Source organism: Pontivivens marinum (assembly GCF_900231835.1).
In the GTDB taxonomy this organism is placed as follows: domain Bacteria; phylum Pseudomonadota; class Alphaproteobacteria; order Rhodobacterales; family Rhodobacteraceae; genus Pontivivens; species Pontivivens marinum.
Map to the genome: position 1 here is coordinate 75,216 of NZ_OCTN01000006.1, position 19,176 is coordinate 94,391.

The 19,176-nt window shown below is 57.6% G+C and carries 19 protein-coding genes; 16 read left to right on the forward strand and 3 right to left on the reverse strand.

The features are described from left to right. Positions 1–2: 2 nt before the first annotated feature. From CR254_RS13655 to CR254_RS13730, 16 genes are all read left to right on the forward strand, one after another. The gene (locus CR254_RS13655; RefSeq protein WP_097930919.1) at positions 3–1,397 is read left to right on the forward strand and encodes an FAD-binding oxidoreductase; all 1,395 of its coding nucleotides are present in this window, start codon (positions 3–5) and stop codon (positions 1,395–1,397) included. 128 nt (positions 1,398–1,525) lie between these two features. Beyond that, the gene (locus CR254_RS13660; protein WP_097930920.1) at positions 1,526–2,344 is read left to right on the forward strand and encodes a substrate-binding periplasmic protein; all 819 of its coding nucleotides are present in this window, start codon (positions 1,526–1,528) and stop codon (positions 2,342–2,344) included. Between the two features lie 61 nt (positions 2,345–2,405). Continuing rightward, the gene (locus tag CR254_RS13665; protein WP_097930922.1) at positions 2,406–3,161 is read left to right on the forward strand and encodes an amino acid ABC transporter ATP-binding protein; all 756 of its coding nucleotides are present in this window, start codon (positions 2,406–2,408) and stop codon (positions 3,159–3,161) included. 4 nt (positions 3,162–3,165) lie between these two features. Further along, complete coding sequence (locus tag CR254_RS13670) at positions 3,166–3,837, forward strand: amino acid ABC transporter permease (RefSeq protein WP_097930924.1); 672 nt, start codon at positions 3,166–3,168, stop codon at positions 3,835–3,837. 10 nt (positions 3,838–3,847) lie between these two features. Then, positions 3,848–4,513: an amino acid ABC transporter permease gene (locus CR254_RS13675; protein ID WP_097930926.1), complete on the forward strand. Its 666-nt coding sequence runs from the start codon at positions 3,848–3,850 to the stop codon at positions 4,511–4,513. 7 nt (positions 4,514–4,520) lie between these two features. Beyond that, a complete protein-coding gene (locus tag CR254_RS13680) occupies positions 4,521–5,258 on the forward strand; it encodes an SDR family oxidoreductase (RefSeq protein ID WP_097930928.1) in 738 nt (245 codons plus the stop codon). Next, on the forward strand, positions 5,255–6,004 hold the full coding sequence (locus tag CR254_RS13685; protein WP_097930929.1) for an SDR family NAD(P)-dependent oxidoreductase: 750 nt from the start codon (positions 5,255–5,257) through the stop codon (positions 6,002–6,004). The genes CR254_RS13680 and CR254_RS13685 overlap by 4 nt, the downstream gene beginning before the upstream one ends. A gap of 9 nt (positions 6,005–6,013) precedes the next feature. Then, positions 6,014–6,745, forward strand: coding sequence for an aspartate/glutamate racemase family protein (locus tag CR254_RS13690; RefSeq protein ID WP_097930931.1), 732 nt, complete (start codon positions 6,014–6,016; stop codon positions 6,743–6,745). A gap of 109 nt (positions 6,746–6,854) precedes the next feature. After that, positions 6,855–8,525: a thiamine pyrophosphate-dependent enzyme gene (locus tag CR254_RS13695; RefSeq protein ID WP_097930933.1), complete on the forward strand. Its 1,671-nt coding sequence runs from the start codon at positions 6,855–6,857 to the stop codon at positions 8,523–8,525. Then, positions 8,522–10,612 carry a hydantoinase/oxoprolinase family protein gene (locus CR254_RS13700; protein ID WP_097930935.1) on the forward strand — a complete coding sequence of 697 codons (2,091 nt, stop codon included), beginning with the start codon at positions 8,522–8,524 and terminating at the stop codon, positions 10,610–10,612. Before CR254_RS13695 ends, CR254_RS13700 begins: the two co-directional genes overlap by 4 nt. A gap of 3 nt (positions 10,613–10,615) precedes the next feature. Continuing rightward, positions 10,616–12,235 (forward strand): hydantoinase B/oxoprolinase family protein, encoded by a 1,620-nt coding sequence (locus CR254_RS13705; protein WP_097930937.1) that lies wholly within the window; start codon positions 10,616–10,618, stop codon positions 12,233–12,235. Next, the gene (locus tag CR254_RS13710; RefSeq protein WP_097930939.1) at positions 12,232–13,434 is read left to right on the forward strand and encodes a pyridoxal phosphate-dependent aminotransferase; all 1,203 of its coding nucleotides are present in this window, start codon (positions 12,232–12,234) and stop codon (positions 13,432–13,434) included. Before CR254_RS13705 ends, CR254_RS13710 begins: the two co-directional genes overlap by 4 nt. Positions 13,435–13,441: 7 nt before the next feature. Next, positions 13,442–14,257: an NAD-dependent epimerase/dehydratase family protein gene (locus CR254_RS13715; RefSeq protein WP_097930941.1), complete on the forward strand. Its 816-nt coding sequence runs from the start codon at positions 13,442–13,444 to the stop codon at positions 14,255–14,257. Continuing rightward, complete coding sequence (locus CR254_RS13720) at positions 14,254–15,456, forward strand: NAD(P)/FAD-dependent oxidoreductase (protein WP_097930943.1); 1,203 nt, start codon at positions 14,254–14,256, stop codon at positions 15,454–15,456. The genes CR254_RS13715 and CR254_RS13720 overlap by 4 nt, the downstream gene beginning before the upstream one ends. 18 nt (positions 15,457–15,474) lie before the next feature. After that, positions 15,475–16,392, forward strand: coding sequence for a LysR substrate-binding domain-containing protein (locus CR254_RS13725; protein WP_097930944.1), 918 nt, complete (start codon positions 15,475–15,477; stop codon positions 16,390–16,392). Further along, positions 16,389–17,138 (forward strand): SDR family NAD(P)-dependent oxidoreductase, encoded by a 750-nt coding sequence (locus CR254_RS13730; RefSeq protein ID WP_097930946.1) that lies wholly within the window; start codon positions 16,389–16,391, stop codon positions 17,136–17,138. Before CR254_RS13725 ends, CR254_RS13730 begins: the two co-directional genes overlap by 4 nt. A gap of 71 nt (positions 17,139–17,209) precedes the next feature. Here the strand turns inward: CR254_RS13730 and nrtS are convergent, their stop codons facing one another. The 3 genes from nrtS to CR254_RS13745 are packed head-to-tail and all read right to left on the reverse strand — an operon-like array spanning position 17,210 to position 19,174. Continuing rightward, positions 17,210–17,455 carry a nitrate/nitrite transporter NrtS gene (gene nrtS, locus CR254_RS13735; protein ID WP_097930948.1) on the reverse strand — a complete coding sequence of 82 codons (246 nt, stop codon included), beginning with the start codon at positions 17,453–17,455 and terminating at the stop codon, positions 17,210–17,212. Between the two features lie 50 nt (positions 17,456–17,505). Next, entirely contained in the window at positions 17,506–18,447 is a 942-nt protein-coding gene (gene trxB / locus CR254_RS13740) for a thioredoxin-disulfide reductase (protein WP_097930950.1), read from the reverse strand. Positions 18,448–18,505: 58 nt separating this feature from the next. Next, a complete protein-coding gene (locus CR254_RS13745; protein ID WP_180956004.1) occupies positions 18,506–19,174 on the reverse strand; it encodes a carboxymuconolactone decarboxylase family protein in 669 nt (222 codons plus the stop codon). Between the last annotated feature and the right edge of the window lie 2 nt (positions 19,175–19,176).

A 19,176-nucleotide genomic window follows, 5' to 3' on the forward strand; every position in this document is an offset into this window, starting at 1 on the left:
CAATGCGGTTAGAAGATGAGCTGGCGGCGCTGCTGGGCCCCATTGGATGGCAAACCGATGATATGGCGGGCTATCAGTGTGACTGGCTGAAAATGCAGGCGCACGACCCGCTCGGCGTTGCGCGGCCCAAAACCACGCAGCAGGTGGCGCAGGTTGTGACGCTGGCAAACCGTTACGGCGTTTCCATCACGCCGCAGGGGGGCAATACCAGTTTATGTGCCGCAGCCGTGCCCGAAACCGGCGGCCAGATCATTTTGTCGCTGTCGCGGATGAACACGATTGGCGATATCGCGGGGGATGTTGATTGCGTCACGGTGGATGCCGGCGTGGTTCTGGCGTCGCTGCATGATGCGGCTGCGGATCAGGGCCTGATTTTCCCGATACATCTAGGGGCCGAGGGGACTGCGCAGATTGGCGGGTTGATCGCGACCAATGCGGGGGGCAGCCATGCCCTGCGATACGGGATGATGCAGGACCTTGTGCTGGGGTTAGAGGTCGTGCTGCCGGACGGGCAAATCTGGAACGGTTTGCGAAGCGTGCTCAAGGATAATGCAGGCTATCAACTGCGTAAGCTGTTTTGCGGGGCCGAGGGGACATTGGGCATTGTCACCCGTGCGTCGCTGCGGCTGTTTCCTATGCCAAAATCGCGCGCGACTGCGTTACTGGTCGTTGATGACATGGATGCTCTGGTCAATGCGGGGCAATTCCTGCGGCGTGATCTGGGCGAATTCATATCGGCGTTGGAATTCCTGACCGAGGCGGGTCTGGATCTGGCGCTGCATCATTTGCCGGACCTGAAATTCCCGTTAGAGAGCCGCGGCGCGGCCTATGTGTTGATCGAGGTCGAGACGACATCCGGGCATGTCGATCTGCCGGACCTATTGGAAAAGGCGCTGGGGGTGGCCTTTGAGGAAGGGCTGCTGGTGGATGGCGCGATTGCGGCGAATGACGCGCAGCGCGCAACGTTTTGGCGATTGCGTGAGGAGATGCCAGAGGGGCAGCGCCTTGAGGGACCACAAATCAAACATGATATTTCGGTCCCTGTTGCCTGCATTGGCAGCTTTATCACCCGAATGGCCCCGCGGTTGGATGCGATCCTGCCGGGGGTGCGGATAAATCCGTTCGGGCATCTGGGGGATGGCAACATCCACTACAACCTGAGCCCGCCGATTGGGGCGGCTGGTTTTGGCGATCGTAAAGGTGAGCTTTCGCAAACCATCTACCGTGCGGTCGAGGAAATCGGGGGCAGCCTAGCGGCCGAACATGGGCTGGGAAGAAGTAAGGTAAATCATGCGGATACGCTGCGCTGCCCTGTCGAACGCATGGTCATGCGGCAGCTAAAACACGCGCTGGATCCGGCCGTCATTATGAATCCCGGCGTGATCGTGCACGGGTAAGGACCGCAAGTAATACTTTCCTAACTGATGAAATTCTTGCTTTGTTTCGGCGCCTCCCTGCGCCCAAGATTTACCCAGTCAAGAAAAATAAAATCCTCCAAAAATCGAAACCTGACAGGGAAATTTAGATGACAATTTTGCAAAGCTTCAAAACACTTGTGGCTGCAACAGCCGTTGCAACGGCTGCGTTTGCCGGTGTTGCCAACGCGCAAGAGCGAGAGGCCCTGTGGCAGGATGTACAGGAACGCGGAACGCTGCGCGTTGGTGTTGCCGAAGCCCCGCCACTGATGGTCCGTAATCCTGCAACGGGCGAATGGTCCGGCTATTTCATCGACGTCATGGACGGCTTTGCCGCATCTATCGACGTTGAGGTTGATCTGGTCGAGACCACGTGGGGCAACATGGTTGCCGGTCTACAGGCGGGCCGTTGGGACATTTCATCGGCTCTGAACCGCAACCCGCAGCGCGCATTGGCGCTGAACTATTCCATCCCGATCTGGAGCTACGAGATTGGCCTGCTGTACGATGTGAACAACCCGCTAATCACCTCGGACATGACGGCGCTGGAGGATTTCGATGTTGAGGGTATGACGATTGCAGTCATGCAGGGTGCATCTGGCGATCTGGCCATTTCGCCGCAAATCGAGCATGCCCGCCTGCTGCGTCTGGATGGTGCAAACGAGGGTCGTCTGGCGGTTATTTCCAGACGTGCCGATGTGTTTGCAACCGATAGCGATATTCACCGCATCACGGTTGCGCAGAACCCTGACTGGGCAGCGCAAGTCCTGCCAAGCCCCGCGATCTCAAAGCAGGGCATCGCGTTCGGTCTTCGCAACTCGGTTCCGCTTGAGGATATCCAGGTTCTGGACATCTACCTTGAGGAGCAGTTGGCGACCGGTGCTGTGCAGCGCCTATACGAGGCCGCAGCCGCCGCGATGGTCGAGTAATCCAGCTTTTTGTGTCGCCCCGATCGGGGCGGCATTCACAAGCTGGATAAGGACGTTGGCAATGGCATTTGTGGAAATCAATAACCTTATCAAACGATATGGCTCGCTTACGATATTTGACGGGTTTGACCTGACGATGAGTAGCACGGATCGGTTGGTACTTATCGGGCCGTCCGGTTGCGGCAAGTCAACGCTGTTGCGGTGCATGATGGGGTTAGAGGACATCGCAGGCGGCACAATTTCGCTGGGCGGTGACCCCTATATTACCGGGGCAGAGCGCGGGAAAATGACGCTCGACAAGACCGTGCAAAAAGAAGTCGGCATGGTGTTCCAGCATTACACGCTGTTTCCGCACCTTTCGGTTCTGGGCAACCTGTGTCTGGCCCCTATGCGGTCGCGCGGTATGGGAAAGTCGGATGCGCAGGATAAGGCCATGGAGCTTTTGAAACGGTTTGGCCTGGGCGATCGCGCGAAATTCTATCCATCGCAACTATCGGGCGGGCAAAAGCAGCGGGTCGCAATCGCGCGCGCCTTGATGCTGGACCCGAAACTGATGCTGTTTGACGAGGTCACATCCGCGCTGGATCCCGAGCTGGTCAAAGAGGTCGAGCAGACCATGATGGAGCTTGCCGAGGCAGGCATGCCCATGATGATCGTAACCCATGACATGCATTTCGCCCGCAACATCGCGACGCAAGTGGTGTTTCAGGAACGCGGCAAGGTGATCGAGGCCGCAGCGCCCAACGATCTGTTCGGCAACCCCAAACAAGACCGAACCCGCGATTTCCTGAAAAACGTTTTGAACATCGAAGGGTAGGGTCATGAACTACGACTTCAGTTGGTTTCACGTTGAACGCGCATTCCCGACCCTGTTGGAGGGGTTATGGGTCACATTAGAACTGACATTGTGGGCGAATATTATCGGCCTTGTGCTGGGGTTCATTGTGGCCATCGGGATGATGTCCAAGATCAAGGTGATCACATGGCCATTGACCCTGTACATCGAGTTTTTCCGCTGTACGCCGGCATTGATCCAGTTGGTCTGGTTCTTCTTTTGCGTCCCCATCCTGTTTAACGTCTGGTGGAGCGCGCAATTTATGGGGCTGCTGGCGCTGGGGCTAAACCTGGCTGCCTTTAACTCGGAGGCATATCGCGCGGCGATTCAGGCCATTCCCGAATCCCACACAGATGCCAGTACCGCGCTGGGTCTGAATGGTTTGCAGCGTATTTTCTTTGTGATCCTGCCGCAGGCATTGCTGCTGGCCATGCCGGTGCTGATCACCAATGGCATCGGGATTTTCCAGCAATCGGCACTAGTTGCGCTGATTTCGGTCGAGGATCTGATGTATCAGGGGCGCTATCTGTCCTCGCAAACCTTCAGGCCGATTGAAACGTTGACGTTGGTTGCGCTGATGTATTTCGCGGTGTCCTTCCCTGTGTCCCTGACGGTGACCTATCTAGAGCGGCGTACCAAGCGCCTGCTTGCAACATAAGGGCGCGCAGATGGCACTCGATTTTGCATTCCTCCTCGATTTCCGCTGGGTCCTTTTGAAAGGTCTGTGGACGACACTGCAATTCGTCACCTTGGCGTTGGTGATCGGTTTGGTCTGGGGCTTTGTTCTGAGCCTGTTCCGGACCTCGTCCAACTGGGTGATTTACAGTCTAAGCACTATTTACGTCGAGTTTTTCCGTGGCACCCCGGTTCTAATTCAGTTGTTCTGGATTTTCTTCTGCTTGCCGCTGTTTCTAGACGTCAACCTTAGTGATTTTACATCCGTCGTTATTGCGCTGTCGCTATATTCGGGGGCCATCACATCCGAGAGTTTTCGCGCTGCGTTGAAGTCCATCGAGAGCTCGCAGCATGATGCCTGCATCGCATTGGGGCTGCCGCCTACCGTTCGGACGCTGTTTGTGATCCTGCCGCAGGCTGTTTTGCGGGCAATCCCGAACCTGCTGTCTAACGTGGTGTCTTTGTTCAAGGAAAGCGCTCTGGTTTCGGCCGTTGGCATGGCTGACCTGATGTATGTGGGCCAAAATATTGCAAATAACGTGGCCCGCCCGGTCGAGATTTTGACCGCTGTGGCGCTGATTTATTTCGCCATCGGGTTCCCTCTGACCCGCGCTGTTAGCTTCGTCGAGGCGAGGCTTTTGAAAGTAGTAAAGGCATAAAATGAGCATGAAATCCAAACCTCTTGCCATGGTTACTGGTGCAACCAGTGGTATCGGCAAAGCGATCAGCCTGAAGCTGTGCGAAGATGGTTATGACGTTATCGCATTGGGCCGCAGCACGACGATCCTGGCGGAAATGACATCGCATAGCGGTGTGCGCCCGTTGGCGTTGGACCTGACAGACCGTGAGGCGCTGGCCGCCGCGCTGGAAGGTGAAGAAATCGATGTATTGGTCAACAATGCGGGCATTATGCCGCCCATCGGGTCGTTTGATAAAATGGCCCAGTCGGACATCGACACGACATTGGAAGTAAACCTGAGCGCGGCATTGAGCACCACGCGCCTCGTTCTGCCCGGGATGATGGCGCGCGGCCGTGGCCATGTGTTTTTCACGGGCTCAACGGCGGGTCATGCGCCATTCCCCAATATGGCGGTTTACGGCGCGTCCAAGGCCGCAATTGCCAGCTTTGCCGCGGCGCTGCGCTGTGACCTGTCGGGCAGTGGTGTGCGTGTGACCGAAATCGTCGCAGGGCGGGTTGAAACCGCATTGTACCGCGATGCGCTAACCGCGGATGCGCGTGCGGATATGTATTCGGTATTTCAGGCTGTGCAGCCCGAAGATGTAGCCGCGATGCTGGGCACTGTTTTGGCCATGCCTGCAAATGTGGATGTCACAAGATTTGATATTTTACCGACCGCACAATTTGTCGGCGGCGGTGGTTTCGCGAAAGGGAACCGGACATGAAGGATTTATCTGTCGTCATTATTGGTGGGGGGGCCGGACTTGGGCTTCTGATGGCTGATATGGCTGTGGAATATGGTGCCGCTGCTATCGGGATTATCGATATCAATGGCGATGCTGCTGATGGGGCGCTTGCCTCGGCCAAGGCGGCGGGATTGCGCACGGCCTTTGCTGCCTGTGACATTCGCAATGGCGCGGAGGCGCATGCTGCATTTGCCGCTGTCGCGTCGACGCTTGGCCGTGTTGATACGGTGATTAACTCGGCTGCGATCTATCCGCGCAAACCGTTGCTGGAAATTACGGATGCGGATTGGGATGCGTCTAACGCGGTGAACATCAAGGGGACCTATCACATGATGGTCGCCGCCGTGGCGCAGTTCAAGGCGCAAGAAACCGATCATGTTGTTAAGGGCCGGATCGTCAATATCACCTCGGTTGATGCCTTTAAGGCGCACCCGCAAAACGCACATTATGCGGCAACGAAGGCGGCTGTTGTCAGCCTGACGAAAAGCTTTGCGCATGAAGTCGCGCCAAACGGCATTTTAGTGAACTCTGTCGCGCCAGCAGGCATGGCCACGGAACAGGCGCGGGTGTCCGGATTCCTGAACGAACTGGCCGCCGCCAGCCCACTGGGCCGTGGTGGAGAGCCGCGCGAAATGGCCGAATGGGTCATGATGGCTGGCGGTCCGAAGAACACCTATATGACAGGTGAAAACATAATAGTTTCAGGCGGATACATCTATGCGTAAGGGCCTGAAATGATTTATCGGTCACGTTTGAAATCACAATCATGGGCGGGTGAGACGATCGGGATTATCGTCCTTGATTGTCATTATCCCTACATTCCGGGGAATGTGGCAAATGCCACGACCTATGATTTTCCTGTGCGATATGCGGCGGTAAGCGGAGCAACCAGTGACCGGCTGATTTTTGACCGCGATCCCGCCATGCTGGCCCCGTTTATCGAGGCCGCCCAACAGTTGGAGGCCGATGGCGTCAAGGCGATCACCAGCGGTTGCGGATTCATGGCGCTGTTTCAAAAGGAAATCGCGGCGGCTGTCAGTATTCCGGTGTTTTTGTCCAGCCTGCTTCAGGTGCCATTCATCCATCAGATCACTGGCAAAAAGGTCGGCATCATTTCGGCCAGCGGCAAGGATCTGTCGCCTGCTCATTTGGAAAATACAGGCATCAGTGACGCAATCCCGTTGGTCGTTGTGGGGATGGAGGGCAACCGCGCCTTTACCCAAGCGATTTTCGAGGCTGACGGCACGCTGGATGATGACGCGATCCGCGAAGGCGTGGTCGAGGTCGCGCTGAAACTGCAATCAGATCACCCTGATATTGGGGCAATCCTGTTTGAATGCAGTGACTTACCCCCCTATGCCCATGCCGTTCAGGCGGCGACCGGGCTGCCCGTCTTTGATTTCATCACGATGATCAAGCACGTCCACACCACGCTGGCCTGTCGGCCCTATGTCGGGCTGATTTAAGGCGCGAAAAGGGGATCAATTCTTTAGCTTAGAAAGAAATTCTAGGCAGAGACGGGGCGCTAACTCCGCGTAGTTTTAAAGGAACGAACCCCATAATCGGTAGGAAAACATGACACACTCAAACGGTGGAAAACTTCTTGTTCGAAGTCTTATCGGACTGGGCGCCAGCAAGAGCTTTGGAGTTCCGGGGGAAAGCTATCTCGCCGTGCTGGATGCATTGCATGACACCCGGGACGCATTGGATTTTGTCTTGTGCCGGAATGAGGGTGGAGCGGCCTTTATGGCCAGCGCCTATGGCAAGCTGACAGGTAAGCCGGGTTTGTGTTTTGTTACACGCGGCCCCGGTGCCACAAATGCCTCTATCGGCGTGCATACGGCGATGCAGGACAGCTCTCCTATGATCCTGTTTGTGGGTCAGATCGGGACAGGCATTCGGGGCCGCGAGGCGTTTCAGGAAATCGATTACCGTGCCTATTTCGGGTCCGTTGCGAAATGGGTCACGGAAATCGATGATATCGACCGGATCCCCGAAATTCTGGCCCGCGCATGGTCCACGGCCATTAGTGGCCGCCCGGGGCCGGTTGTTATTGCGCTGCCAGAGGACATGTTGACCTCGCTCAGCGATGTTCCCGCATTGACCAAAGCAAGCCCTGTGCACGAGGCCGCCCCGTCGGATGAGGCAATGGCGGGCGCGATTGAGCTGCTGAAAACGGCGCAACGCCCACTGATCCTGATGGGTGGCGGCGGCTGGAACAAGGCGGGGAAAACCGCGATCCAACGCTTTGCCGATGCGTCGGACGTGCCTGTTCTGGCGGCGTTCCGGTATCAGGACCTGTATGACAATTACGCTGAGACATATGTTGGCGATGCAGGCGTCGGGATGACCCCCGCGACAAAGGATTTGATCACGCAGGCCGATGTTATTCTGGCGTTGAATATTCGTTTTGGCGAAATGACGACGGATGAATACCGCCTGTTCGACGCGCCAATTCCCCAGCAGAAGATCATCCATGTGCATGTGTCGGATCGCGAAATCGGCAAGATTTACGTGCCCGAGATCGGCATTCATGCAGGCCCGAACGCATTTTCCGCAAAGCTGGCGCAAAGCCCGATCAGTGGTCCGTGGGCGCAATGGCGTAGCAAGGCGCGTGCCGATTATCTGGCAAGCTTTGACGCGCCAGAGCAGCCCAGCCCGGTGGATATGGTTGCCGTGACCGCGTGGTTGCGGGACCGTTTGCCACAGGATGCGATCCTGACTAACGGGGCCGGAAACTTTACCGTTTGGCCCAACAAGTTTTTCAAGTTCGGCCCCGATCAACACCTGCTTGCGCCACAGTCAGGTGCAATGGGATACGGAGTTCCGGCAGCGATTGCGGCCAAGTCCACTTACCCTGAACGCACGGTTGTCTGCTTTGCCGGGGATGGTGATTTCCAAATGAATTGTCAGGAGTTGGGCACCGCCATGCAGGCAGGCGCGCAGCCGATCATCCTGATCCTGAATAACGGCATTTACGGCACAATCCGCATGCACCAGGAGCGCAATTACCCCGCCCGGGTTTCAGGTACGACACTGGAAAATCCCGACTTTGTCGGTCTGGCCAAATCCTATGGTTTCCATGCGGAACATGTTGCAACAACAGCAGATTTTGCAGCGGCATTTGAACGCGCCTGCGCCTCGACCAGTGGCGCAGTGCTGGAACTGGATATCGCACCCGAGGCGCTGACACCGCGCCAAACCCTGAGCCAGATGCGCACGATTGCCCAAGGGGAACAAAAATGAGCACCACACAGCAAATCCGAGTTGGTGCAGATATCGGTGGGACGTTTACAGACGTCGCCCTTGACCTGCATGGAACCCTTTATTCGACCAAGGTTCTGACCAATTACACCGCGCCCGAACAAGCCATTCTGGACGGTATGCAGGTGGTCACCGAACAGGCGGGCATTGGGTTCGCGGATATTGATATCCTGATCCATGGCACGACGCTGGCCACCAATGCGTTGATTGAGCGGCGCGGCGCGAAAACCGCACTTGTCACGACCGAGGGGTTTCGGGACGTCATCGAAATGCGCACCGAAAACCGGTTCGAGCAATATGACCTGAATCTGGTTCTGCCGACACCGCTGATCCCGCGCAAACACCGGTTCGCGGTTGCCGGTCGTCTGGATGCCAGCGGCGCAGAGCTGTTGCCATTGGACGAGGCGCGGTTGCAGGCATTGGCCGGCCAGATCGCCGCCGAGGGGTTTGAGGCGGTCGCAATCGGCTTCATCCATTCCTATCAAAATGCCGTCCACGAGGAACGCGCCCGCGAAATTCTGACGGCAAAGCTGCCCGGGGTGCCTATCTCGATCAGCGCCGAAGTGTCGCCGCAAATGCGGGAATTCGAGCGGTTCAACACAGTCTGCGCAAACGCCTATGTGCGCCCGCAGATGCAGGATTATCTGACCCGTTTGCAAAGCCGGTTAAAGGAACAGGACGCGCAGTGCCCTGTCTTCATGATCCATTCGGGCGGCGGGTTGATTTCGGTCGAGACCGCGATCGAATTCCCCGTGCGTCTGGTTGAATCCGGTCCCGCAGGCGGCGCGATTTTCGCGGCGGATGTCGCGGCGCGCTTTGGTCTGGACAAGGTTGTTTCCTACGATATGGGCGGGACCACGGCCAAGATTTGCTTGATCGAGGATTTCACGCCGCAAACCGCGCGGACATTCGAGGTCGCGCGGACAACGCGGTTCTGTAAAGGGTCGGGGATGCCGATCTCGATCCCGGTGATTGAGATGATCGAAATCGGGGCAGGCGGCGGGTCAATCGCATGGGTTGACGCAATGGGCCGTATCCAGACAGGCCCTGAATCGGCGGCCTCTGAACCGGGGCCTGCATGCTATCAACGGGGGGGGGACCGCCCTGCGATTACCGATGCCGACGTGGTTCTGGGCAAGATTGATCCAGATAATTTTGCAGGTGGCGCGATTGCCCTGTCAAAACCCGCAGCCGAGCAGGCAATCGCAAAGGATGTCGGCGATAAATTGTCCCTTACACCGCTAGAGGCCGCCTATGGCATCTGCGAAGTGGTCGATGAAAACATGGCCAATGCGGCCCGCGTACATGCCGTTGAACATGGTAAGAACGTTTCGGAAAACGTGATGATTGCCTTTGGCGGTGCTGCCCCGCTGCATGCTGCGCGCCTATGTGAAAAGCTGGGCGTTGATCAGTGCCTCGTGCCGCAGGGGGCTGGCGTGGGGTCCGCAATCGGGTTCCTGAAGGCGCCGTTCGGTTATGAATCGCTGGCGTCACGCCTGGTCGGATTGTCCGATTTTGACGTGGATGGTGTGAACGCCATGCTGGCCGACCTGCGCGAAACGGCTGAGAAGTTCGTGCGCGCCGGAACCGATGCACCGATTAAGCGCGATATCACCGCGTTTATGCGCTACAGGGGGCAGGGTTGGGAAATTCCGGTTTCATTGCCTGACCGCGTTCTGACCCAGGCTGATATTGCATTGATCCGCGATGGGTTTACCGCCAATTACGCGCGCTTTTTCGGTCGTTCGATTGATGGGCTGGACGGGTTGGAGATCGAGATTGTTACCTGGTCGATCAAAGCCTCTGACGAGGTAGCCAAGCAAACGCCGATTTCGGTGCAAACCGCAGGGACGACGATTTGCGCACCCCATATGCGCGACGTGTTTGACCCCGCCAAGGGCGCGCTGGTGCCCAGCGGTATCGTATCGCGGGCCAACCTAAAGCCGGGCGATATGGTTCCGGGGCCTGCGATCATCGTCGAGGATGAAACTTCAACCATTGTGACGTCACCATTTGACGCGGTGATCCAATCCGAGGGCAGCATTTTGCTGACCCGCAAAGGAGTCTGAGCCATGGCAGGACTTGACGAAATTCGCATGCAGGTGATGTGGAATCGATTGATTTCCGTTGTTGAGGAACAGGCGCTGACCCTGTTGCGCACCGCCTTTTCCACCTCGGTCCGCGAGGCAGGTGATCTGTCCGCAGGTGTGTTCAGCCCGGATGGCTTGATGCTGGCACAGGCCGTAACCGGCACGCCGGGCCATGTGAATACGATGGCCGAGGCAGTGCTGCATTTTCTGGCGGAAATCCCCCGTGAGGAAATGTACGAGGGCGATTGCTACGTCACCAATGATCCGTGGAAGGGCACCGGACACCTGCACGACATCACTATGGTTGCGCCGTCGTTCAAGGATGGTCAGCTGGTCGCTTTCTTTGCCTGTACGGCGCATGTCGTTGATATTGGCGGGCGCGGTTTCGGGGCTGACGGGAAATCGGTGTACGAAGAAGGTATCCTGATCCCGATCATGAAATTCGCCGAGCGGGGCGTGGTTAACCGTGATCTGATCAACATCCTGCGCAATAACGTGCGTGAATCCAATCAGGTCGTTGGCGATTTCTATTCTTTGGCAGCCTGTAACGAGGTGGGCCACCGCCGTTTGATCGACATGATGGTCGAGACGGAAATGGCGGATCTGGATGCTTTGGGCACGTTCATTTTCGACCGCTCGCGCGCGGCCACATTGGAGCGTATTGCCGCGCTGCCAGTTGGCGCATGGGACAATGACATGACCGTCGACGGGTATGATACGCCCATCAAACTGGTCGCGAAACTGACCGTGCGTGATGATGAGGTGAACGCGGATTTCACCGGAACAGACGGTGCCAGTAAGTGGGGCATCAACTGCCCGCTGATCTATTCAAAGGCCTATGCCTGCTACGCGATTAAATGCGTCGTGGCACCAGACATCCCCAATAACTCGGCATCCTTGGCGCCGTTCACGGTGACCTCGCCTGAGAATATTCTCAACGCGAAACGGCCTGCTCCGGTGTCGTTGCGGCATGTGATGGGGCATATGGTGCCCGATCTTGTGCTGGGGGCGTTGGCCAAGGCGCTGCCGGGACAGATTATCGCCGAGGGGGCGGCGGCGCTGTGGAATATCCACATCTCGGTCCGGCCACAGGATGGTGTCCAGGGCCGCAGGGCCGAAGTGTTGATGTTTAACTCCGGCGGAACAGGGGCGCGGCCTGCGCTGGACGGGTTGGCGGCAACGGCGTTCCCCTCGGGCGTGCACACCATGCCGATCGAGGCGACAGAGCAGACCGGACCGATCATCGTTTGGCGCAAGGAGCTTCGCCCGGATAGTGGCGGTGCCGGACGCCTGCGCGGTGGACTGGGGCAGGTGATCGAGATTGCCGCCGCACAGGGCCATGAGTTTGATTTCTCCGCGATGTTTGACCGCGTAAACCACCCTGCCCGCGGGCGCGACGGGGGTCAGCAAGGCGCGGCCGGTGTGGTTGAGCTGGATGACGGCACAAAACTGCGCCCCAAAGGATGGCAGCACATTCCAGCGGGTCGCAAACTGGTCCTAAAGGCCCCCGGGGGCGGCGGCTTTGGCCCCGCATCAGAACGCAGCGAAGACGCAATTCAGGCGGATCGCGCCGCAGGATATGTGACAGGAAAACCGACATGAATATTCTCGCGAACCGCATGAAGCTGGTAAAGCCGTCGCCCTCGATGGTGGTATCACAGGCGGCCAAGGCTCTGATTGCGAAGGGCGTTGATGTTGCAGATCTAGGCTTGGGTGAGCCTGATTTCGACACGCCCCGCCACATCATCGATGCGGCCCATCAGGCGGCATTGGCGGGCAATACCCGCTATACCGCCACGGGCGGCGCGGCGGCCACAAAGGACGCGGTGGCCCATAAGTTTCAAACCGAAAACGGGCTGACCTATGCCCATGATGAAATCATCGTCAGCAATGGTGCCAAACAGGTTATTTTCAACGCGCTGATGGCGACATTAGAGGCGGGGGACGAGGTACTGACGGTTGCGCCGTATTTCGTATCCTATCCCGATATGGTGCTGATGCTAGGCGGGTCGCCCATCACGGTGATGACCACGCAGGAGGGCGGTTTCAAGCTGACGCCCGAGGCATTAGAGGCCGCAATCACGCCCAGGACCAAGTGGATAATCCTGAACATGCCCGGCAATCCGGGCGGTGCGGTTTATTCGCAGGCAGAACTGGTCGCGCTTGGCGCAGTTCTGGCGCGGCATCCGCAGGTTCATATTCTGTCGGACGAGATTTACGAGCACATCATTTTCGACGGGCGCGACTTTGTTTCCTTTGGCAAGGCCTGTCCAGATTTGCGCGACCGCACGCTGATCGTGAATGGCGTCAGCAAGGCCTATGCCATGACAGGCTGGCGCATTGGCTATGGCGCCGGTCCAGCCGCCCTGATCAAGGCGATGACAACGGTGCAAAGCCAGTCAACGACCAATGTCTGTTCCATCGCGCAAGCGGCCACCGTTGCCGCATTGACGGGACCACAGGACCACATCAAGACGTTTTGCGAGGCGTTCGAGCGCCGCCGCAATCTGGTGGTCGAGGGGATCGCAGGCATTGCGGGGCTGGTCCTGTCGCCGCCGGATGGGGCCTTTTATGCGTATATCAATTGCGCCGCCATTATCGGCAAAACCACCCCTGATGGCGATGTCATCACGGACGATGCCGCCTTCACAAAGTTCCTTTTAGACCACGCACAGGTCGCGGCTGTTCCGGGTCAGGCCTATGGCCTTTCGCCGTATTTCCGCCTGTCTACTGCCACCTCTGATGAGGTTTTGAGCATCGCAATTTCGCGCATTTCCAACGCTGTTCAACAGCTGAGCTGAGGCCCACATGAAACCCTATAGCCGTATTTTGATCACCGGTGCCGCAGGTCGTCTGGGCACTGAATTGCGCAAAGGCCTAGGCCATCTGGCCGAACATATCCGCCTGTCTGACCGTGTTGCGGTTGAGGATCTGCAACCGAACGAAGAAATGGTTGTCTGCGAATTGGGCGATTACAAGGCCGTCATGGACTTGACCAAGGATGTGGATGCGATTGTCCATTTCGGCGGGGCGCCGCTGGAAACAGATTTCGAAACGATCCTCGATAGCAATATTCGCGGCAGCTATCACATCTATGAGGGGGCGCGCCAGAACGGGGCGCGCCGCGTGATCTATTCCTCGTCGGTTCATGCGATCGGCTATCACGAAATGACCGCCCAGATCGACGCTGATGCGCCTGTGCGCCCTGACAGTTTATATGGCGTGTCCAAAAACTTCGTCGAGAGTTTGGGCCGCCTGTATTGGGACAAGTTCGGGATCGAGAGCCTGTGCCTGCGGATTTTCTCCTCGTTTCCGGAACCGGCTGACCGGCGGATGTTGTGGAGCTGGCTGTCCTTTGCCGATTGCGTTCAATATGTAGAGCGCGGTCTGAGCGCGCCGCGCGTCGGCTATACGATCGGGCACGGATTGTCCGATAACCGCCTGAAACCCGTCGATGATAGCAAGGCGGGCCATATCGGGTTTGTTCCGCGCGACACTGCCGAAGGTTTCCGTGACGCCGTTGAGGCACGCACCGCCCCCGCGGACCCCAAATCGCCCAGCGTTCAATTTATCGGTGGCTGGTTCTGCGAACTGGGTCATCCCGATGATGAGGCAAAGAAATGAACAAGAGCTACGATGTTGTCATCATTGGCGGCGCGGTCATCGGCAGTGCGGTGGCGTATTTCCTGAAAAATAATCCGGATTTTGACGGTAGCGTGCTGATTATCGAAAAGGATCCAACTTTTGCGACGGCGTCTACCTCGCTGAGTTCCAGCGCGATCCGCAATCAGTTTTCCAATCCGGTCAATGTCAAGATCGGCCAGTTCGGTACGCAATTCATCCGTGAATTCGGCGATATCATGGAGGTGGACGGCGAAAAGCCTGAGCTGAACTTCCACGAAGGCGGCTATCTGTTCCTCGCCTCAACCGATGAGCAGGCGCAAATCCTGCGGGAAAACCATGTGGTTCAAAGGGAGCAGGGCGCGGATGTCGTGCTTTGGAATCCTGACCAGATCAAGGAGGCCTTCCCCCATATTAACGTTGAGGACCTGCAACTGGCCAGTTACGGCCAGTCGGGCGAGGGGTGGTTTTCGAATACAGGTCTGATGAACGGATATCGCAAAAAGGCCCGTGCAATGGGCGCTGACTATCTGATCGACACGGTCACCGGCATGACCCGAGAGGGCAATCGCGTCACCAGCGTGACATTGCAAAGCGGTGAGGAAATCGGCTGCGGCACCGTCATCAATGCCAGCGGGCCGCGCGCGGCGGTTACTGCGCGCATGGCCGGGCTGGATATCCCCGTTGAGCCGCGAAAAAGATCGCTGTTCGTCTTTGACTGCGCCCAAACGCCCGAGGGCAGCGCAACGGTAAATGGCGGCAAGCTGCCCTTAATGATCGACCCGTCCGGATCGTTTTGCCGCCCCGAGGGCAGCCTGTTCTTGGCCGGTACAGTGCCAGAGGAAGATCCCGCCGTGGACTGGGATGATTTTGAACCGCGACATGATGAGTTTGAGCGTATCTGGATGGACCTCGCCACGCGGTCATCCAGTTTCGAAGCGATCAAGCTGAAAAACTTCTGGGCGGGCCATTATGCGTTCAACACATTGGACCATAACGTCATTGTCGGTCCGCATACCGAGGTGCGCAACTTCATCTTTGCCAACGGGTTTTCGGGCCATGGATTGCAGCAATCGCCCGCCATCGGTCGTGGTGTGGCGGAGTTGATTACATATGGCGGCTTTCGGACCTTGGATTTATCCCAGTTAGGGTATGAAAGGGTTTTGGCTGGTGAACCCTTCACTGAAAAAGCAGTAATCTGACCCGCTAGAAAGAACCCGATGACCAATAATCGCCTGCGTCTTCCGCCACTTAATGCGCTGAAGGCATTCCATGCTGCGGTGCGCCACGATTCAATCCGTGCCGCCGCTGATGAGCTGTTGGTGACGCCGCAGGCGGTTAGCCAGCAGTTAAAGCTGCTAGAGGATACGTTGCAGGTCGAACTGTTCACGCGCAAGGGGCGGGCGATTGAAAAAACCGAGGCGGCAATCGTTCTGGCCCGCTTTGTCGATGCAGGATTCGAGGAGCTAGCCGAGGGCGTGCGGCGCGTTACAAAGCGTAAGTATAAAAACCGTATCACGCTAAATGTATCGCCCTATTTTGCGACCCGATATTTGCTGCCTCGTATCAATCATTTCCGCGAAAACATGCCGGATAGCGATCTGCGCATGACAACAATGGTTGATACACCGGATTTTGCGCGGGATGACATCGATCTGGCCGTGCAATGGGGATATAACGAATGGAAATCGCTAGATGCGGTTCTATTGCTAAAGGATCACAAGGTTATCACCTGCACCCCCGAAATCGGGGCCAAGATTAAGACACCGCGTGATCTGTTGAATTTCACCCTTTTGCATCCCTTGCTTCAAAACTCGATGTGGAGTGATGCGCTCGCCTTTCTGGGGTTGGGCGATCAGGCTATTTCTAGCGAGATTGCATTTCATGATGCGGCCACGATGCGGCGGGCAACCCTGTCCAGCATGGGTATCGGGTTGGTGTCCCGAATGGACGCGCTGAATGATATTCGGGCCGGTGATCTGGTGGCACCCCTTGGGCTGGATGTATTGAACGATCTGCCCCCCGATAACGTGCCGGGATTTTATCTGGTCCTGCCACGCGGGCATCGGCGTGTAGGCAGTATCTCGAAACTATGTGACTGGATAACCTCTGAAAATTGGGCGGAAGTACCGACATGACAGATCAGACAGCAACCATCATCACGGGTGCGGCCTCGGGTATCGGGGCGGCGCTGGTGCGGCGTTTGGCGAATGGGTCGGCGCAGTTGACCCTGCATACGCGGCATTCGGTTGAGCGGCTTGAGGCTGTGGCCCAAGCCGCCCGTCAGGCAGGCGCGCAGGTGGAAACCGTCACCGGCGATTTGGCCGAGGCAGGAACCGGCGCGGCCATTGTGGCGGCGCACCACGCGCGATTTGGCAGCCTGGATAATCTGGTCGCGAATGCCGGATTCCCGTTGCTGAAATCGCTCGACGAAATGACGGCAAGCGATGTCGCCTATGCATTTGCAGGCAACAGCACCAGTTTTTTCGAGCTGTCACAGCAGGCGCAACCTATGCTTGAGCGTTCAGCCTCTGGCCGGATTGTTGCGTTGGGCAGTTTTACCAGCCACGTATTTCGAACGGATATGCCGCAATTTCCGGCCTCTGCTGCGTCGAAAGGCGCGATTGAGGTCGCGGTGAAGTCGCTGTCACTGGCGCTTGGCGCTGACGGGATCACCGTGAATTGCGTTGTTCCGGGATATATCGAAAAGGATGCGGGCACTGCTGACGGGTTGGATGCGAAAACCTTGGGTGAAATGCTGTCGCGCATTCCTGTTGGTCGCCTTGGTAAGCCCGATGACGTTGCCGGCACGATCGCATTTTTACTGAGCAGGGATGCCAGCTATATCACCGGTCAGGTTCTTCATGTCAGCGGCGGTTTGTAAATAGCGGCATTTTGGTGGAGGCATGTACTCTGCCAGATTGCTGCAATAATACACATTATGTTAACCATTACTCAACTCGGTCGCCCGTATTCGCGCAGTGCCAGAACCGAGGAATAGGTTGATACCGCATAGGGTACGCAGAATGTCAGTGCGATGCGCAGGACCATCGGCAGGTCGACATCCAGAGTGATCAGCCGGTGCCCGTGATTGATGATCGCCAGAATGCTACCCACGATCAGGGCGATGCGGGCGGCGCGTTTTACCACCGGTTTGCTGCGCGCGATTTGCCAGGAATCGGATGGGGCGTGCTGTGTCATGCGGTTGGTCCGGTGATGTGGGGCGCAGGCCGCGACCTGCGCCCCTATGATTACGAGGCTTCGGACAGGAAGCGTTCTGCCTCAAGCGCAGCCATGCAGCCCATTCCGGCGGAGGTGACCGCTTGGCGGAATTTGAAATCCGTCAGGTCGCCCGCTGCGAAAATGCCCGGGATAGAGGTGGCCGTGCTGTCCGGCTTGGTCACGACATAGCCGCCCATATGGGTTTCCAGAACATCCTTGACCAGCTCGTTACTGGGCGCGTGACCGATGGCGATGAAGACGCCCTTGCACGGGATTTCGGTGATGGCACCGGTGGTGACGTGTTTGACGCGGATCCCCTCTACCCCCAGCGGCATGTCGGTGCCGAACACCTCGTCCAAGGCGTGATCCCACACGGTTTCGACCTTGGGGTTTTCCATCAGGCGCTTGGCCAGGATCGCCTCGCAGCGCAATTCGTCGCGGCGGTGAACCAGCGTGACCTTGGACGCAAAATTTGTCAGAAACAGCGCCTCCTCAACGGCAGTATTGCCGCCGCCGACCACGACAACCTCTTGGCCGCGATAGAAAAACCCGTCGCAGGTGGCGCAGGCGGACACGCCGAAGCCCTTGAACTTTTCCTCGGTCGGCAGGCCCAGCCATTTGGCACGCGCGCCGGTGGCCAGAATGACGGCATCGGCGCTGTAGACCGTGCCGCTATCGCTTTGCGCGATAAAGGGGCGTTTGGTCGTGTCGATGCTGGTGATGATATCGCCGATGATCTCCGCGCCCATGGCCCGTGCGTGGGTTTCCATGCGGATCATCAGGTCGGGGCCTTGTACCTCACTATCACCGGGCCAGTTTTCGACCTCGGTTGTGGTGGTTAGCTGGCCGCCCGGTTCAATCCCCTGCACCAGAACAGGTTCCAGCAAGGCGCGGCTGGCATAGACGGCGGCGGTATATCCTGCGGGGCCGGAGCCGATAATCAGAACTTTGGTATGCTTCACTTCGGCCATTGATCTCTCCGATATGGCAACGGGCCCCGCGCGGTGGTGCAGCGGGGCCGGTTCTGGATTATTCGGCGGCTTTTGCGGCGCGCTCTGCTGCGCCCACTGCGGCGAATTTACCGGCGAAGGCCTCGATATCCTCGATCGTGTGGCCCTTGACCGCGTTCCATTGCAGCTTGTTATGCTCCAGCGATTCAAGGTCGGTCCAGAAGCTGTCATTCAGCCGGTTGATCATGTTGAACATCGCGCAAGTCATCGAGATTTCGACGATTTCGGTCTCGGTGAAATTATCGCTCATCGCTTTCCATGCATGGGGATCGCGCTGCGCCTTGTTCAGGGTCATCGCCTCGGTCCAATCAAGGACTGCGCGGTCGCGGGCGCTGAATTTGTCGTTGGTCTTGTAGGAGCCATCGGCGATTGCCTCGATCTCCTCGTCGCTCATGCCCAAACCACGGCCATACATCGAGGTATGGGACATGCAGTAATCGCAGGCATTCAACATCGAGGTCTTGATGCTGGCCAAACCGCGCAGGCGCGCCTCGGTCGTGGCACCCAGACCCGGTTGGCGGACCGACGCGACCAGACCGCCAAACCAGCGGGCGATATAGGGGCTGTGCTTGGCCAGAATGCGTTGCAGATTGGCGGTGCGGCCCAGAAACTGGTCCGATCCCTCGAACACCATTTTGGCGGTTCCTGTGGCGTCCTCGTGGCTTAGTCCGATCAAACGTTGTGACATTA

Excerpts from the sequence above, each read along its gene's own strand:
- CR254_RS13675 (WP_097930926.1), top strand. The coding sequence starts at position 3,848 with ATGGCACTCGATTTTGCATTCCTCCTCGATTTCCGCTGGGTCCTTTTG.
- CR254_RS13685 (WP_097930929.1), top strand. The coding sequence starts at position 5,255 with ATGAAGGATTTATCTGTCGTCATTATTGGTGGGGGGGCCGGACTTGGG.
- CR254_RS13680 (WP_097930928.1), top strand. The coding sequence starts at position 4,521 with ATGAAATCCAAACCTCTTGCCATGGTTACTGGTGCAACCAGTGGTATC.
- CR254_RS13705 (WP_097930937.1), top strand. The coding sequence starts at position 10,616 with ATGGCAGGACTTGACGAAATTCGCATGCAGGTGATGTGGAATCGATTG.
- CR254_RS13690 (WP_097930931.1), top strand. The coding sequence starts at position 6,014 with ATGATTTATCGGTCACGTTTGAAATCACAATCATGGGCGGGTGAGACG.
- CR254_RS13715 (WP_097930941.1), top strand. The coding sequence starts at position 13,442 with ATGAAACCCTATAGCCGTATTTTGATCACCGGTGCCGCAGGTCGTCTG.
- CR254_RS13710 (WP_097930939.1), top strand. The coding sequence starts at position 12,232 with ATGAATATTCTCGCGAACCGCATGAAGCTGGTAAAGCCGTCGCCCTCG.
- CR254_RS13660 (WP_097930920.1), top strand. The coding sequence starts at position 1,526 with ATGACAATTTTGCAAAGCTTCAAAACACTTGTGGCTGCAACAGCCGTT.
- nrtS (WP_097930948.1), bottom strand. The coding sequence starts at position 17,455 with ATGACACAGCACGCCCCATCCGATTCCTGGCAAATCGCGCGCAGCAAA.
- CR254_RS13700 (WP_097930935.1), top strand. The coding sequence starts at position 8,522 with ATGAGCACCACACAGCAAATCCGAGTTGGTGCAGATATCGGTGGGACG.
- CR254_RS13725 (WP_097930944.1), top strand. The coding sequence starts at position 15,475 with ATGACCAATAATCGCCTGCGTCTTCCGCCACTTAATGCGCTGAAGGCA.
- CR254_RS13665 (WP_097930922.1), top strand. The coding sequence starts at position 2,406 with ATGGCATTTGTGGAAATCAATAACCTTATCAAACGATATGGCTCGCTT.
- CR254_RS13655 (WP_097930919.1), top strand. The coding sequence starts at position 3 with ATGCGGTTAGAAGATGAGCTGGCGGCGCTGCTGGGCCCCATTGGATGG.
- CR254_RS13745 (WP_180956004.1), bottom strand. The coding sequence starts at position 19,174 with ATGTCACAACGTTTGATCGGACTAAGCCACGAGGACGCCACAGGAACC.
- CR254_RS13695 (WP_097930933.1), top strand. The coding sequence starts at position 6,855 with ATGACACACTCAAACGGTGGAAAACTTCTTGTTCGAAGTCTTATCGGA.
- CR254_RS13670 (WP_097930924.1), top strand. The coding sequence starts at position 3,166 with ATGAACTACGACTTCAGTTGGTTTCACGTTGAACGCGCATTCCCGACC.
- trxB (WP_097930950.1), bottom strand. The coding sequence starts at position 18,447 with ATGGCCGAAGTGAAGCATACCAAAGTTCTGATTATCGGCTCCGGCCCC.
- CR254_RS13720 (WP_097930943.1), top strand. The coding sequence starts at position 14,254 with ATGAACAAGAGCTACGATGTTGTCATCATTGGCGGCGCGGTCATCGGC.
- CR254_RS13730 (WP_097930946.1), top strand. The coding sequence starts at position 16,389 with ATGACAGATCAGACAGCAACCATCATCACGGGTGCGGCCTCGGGTATC.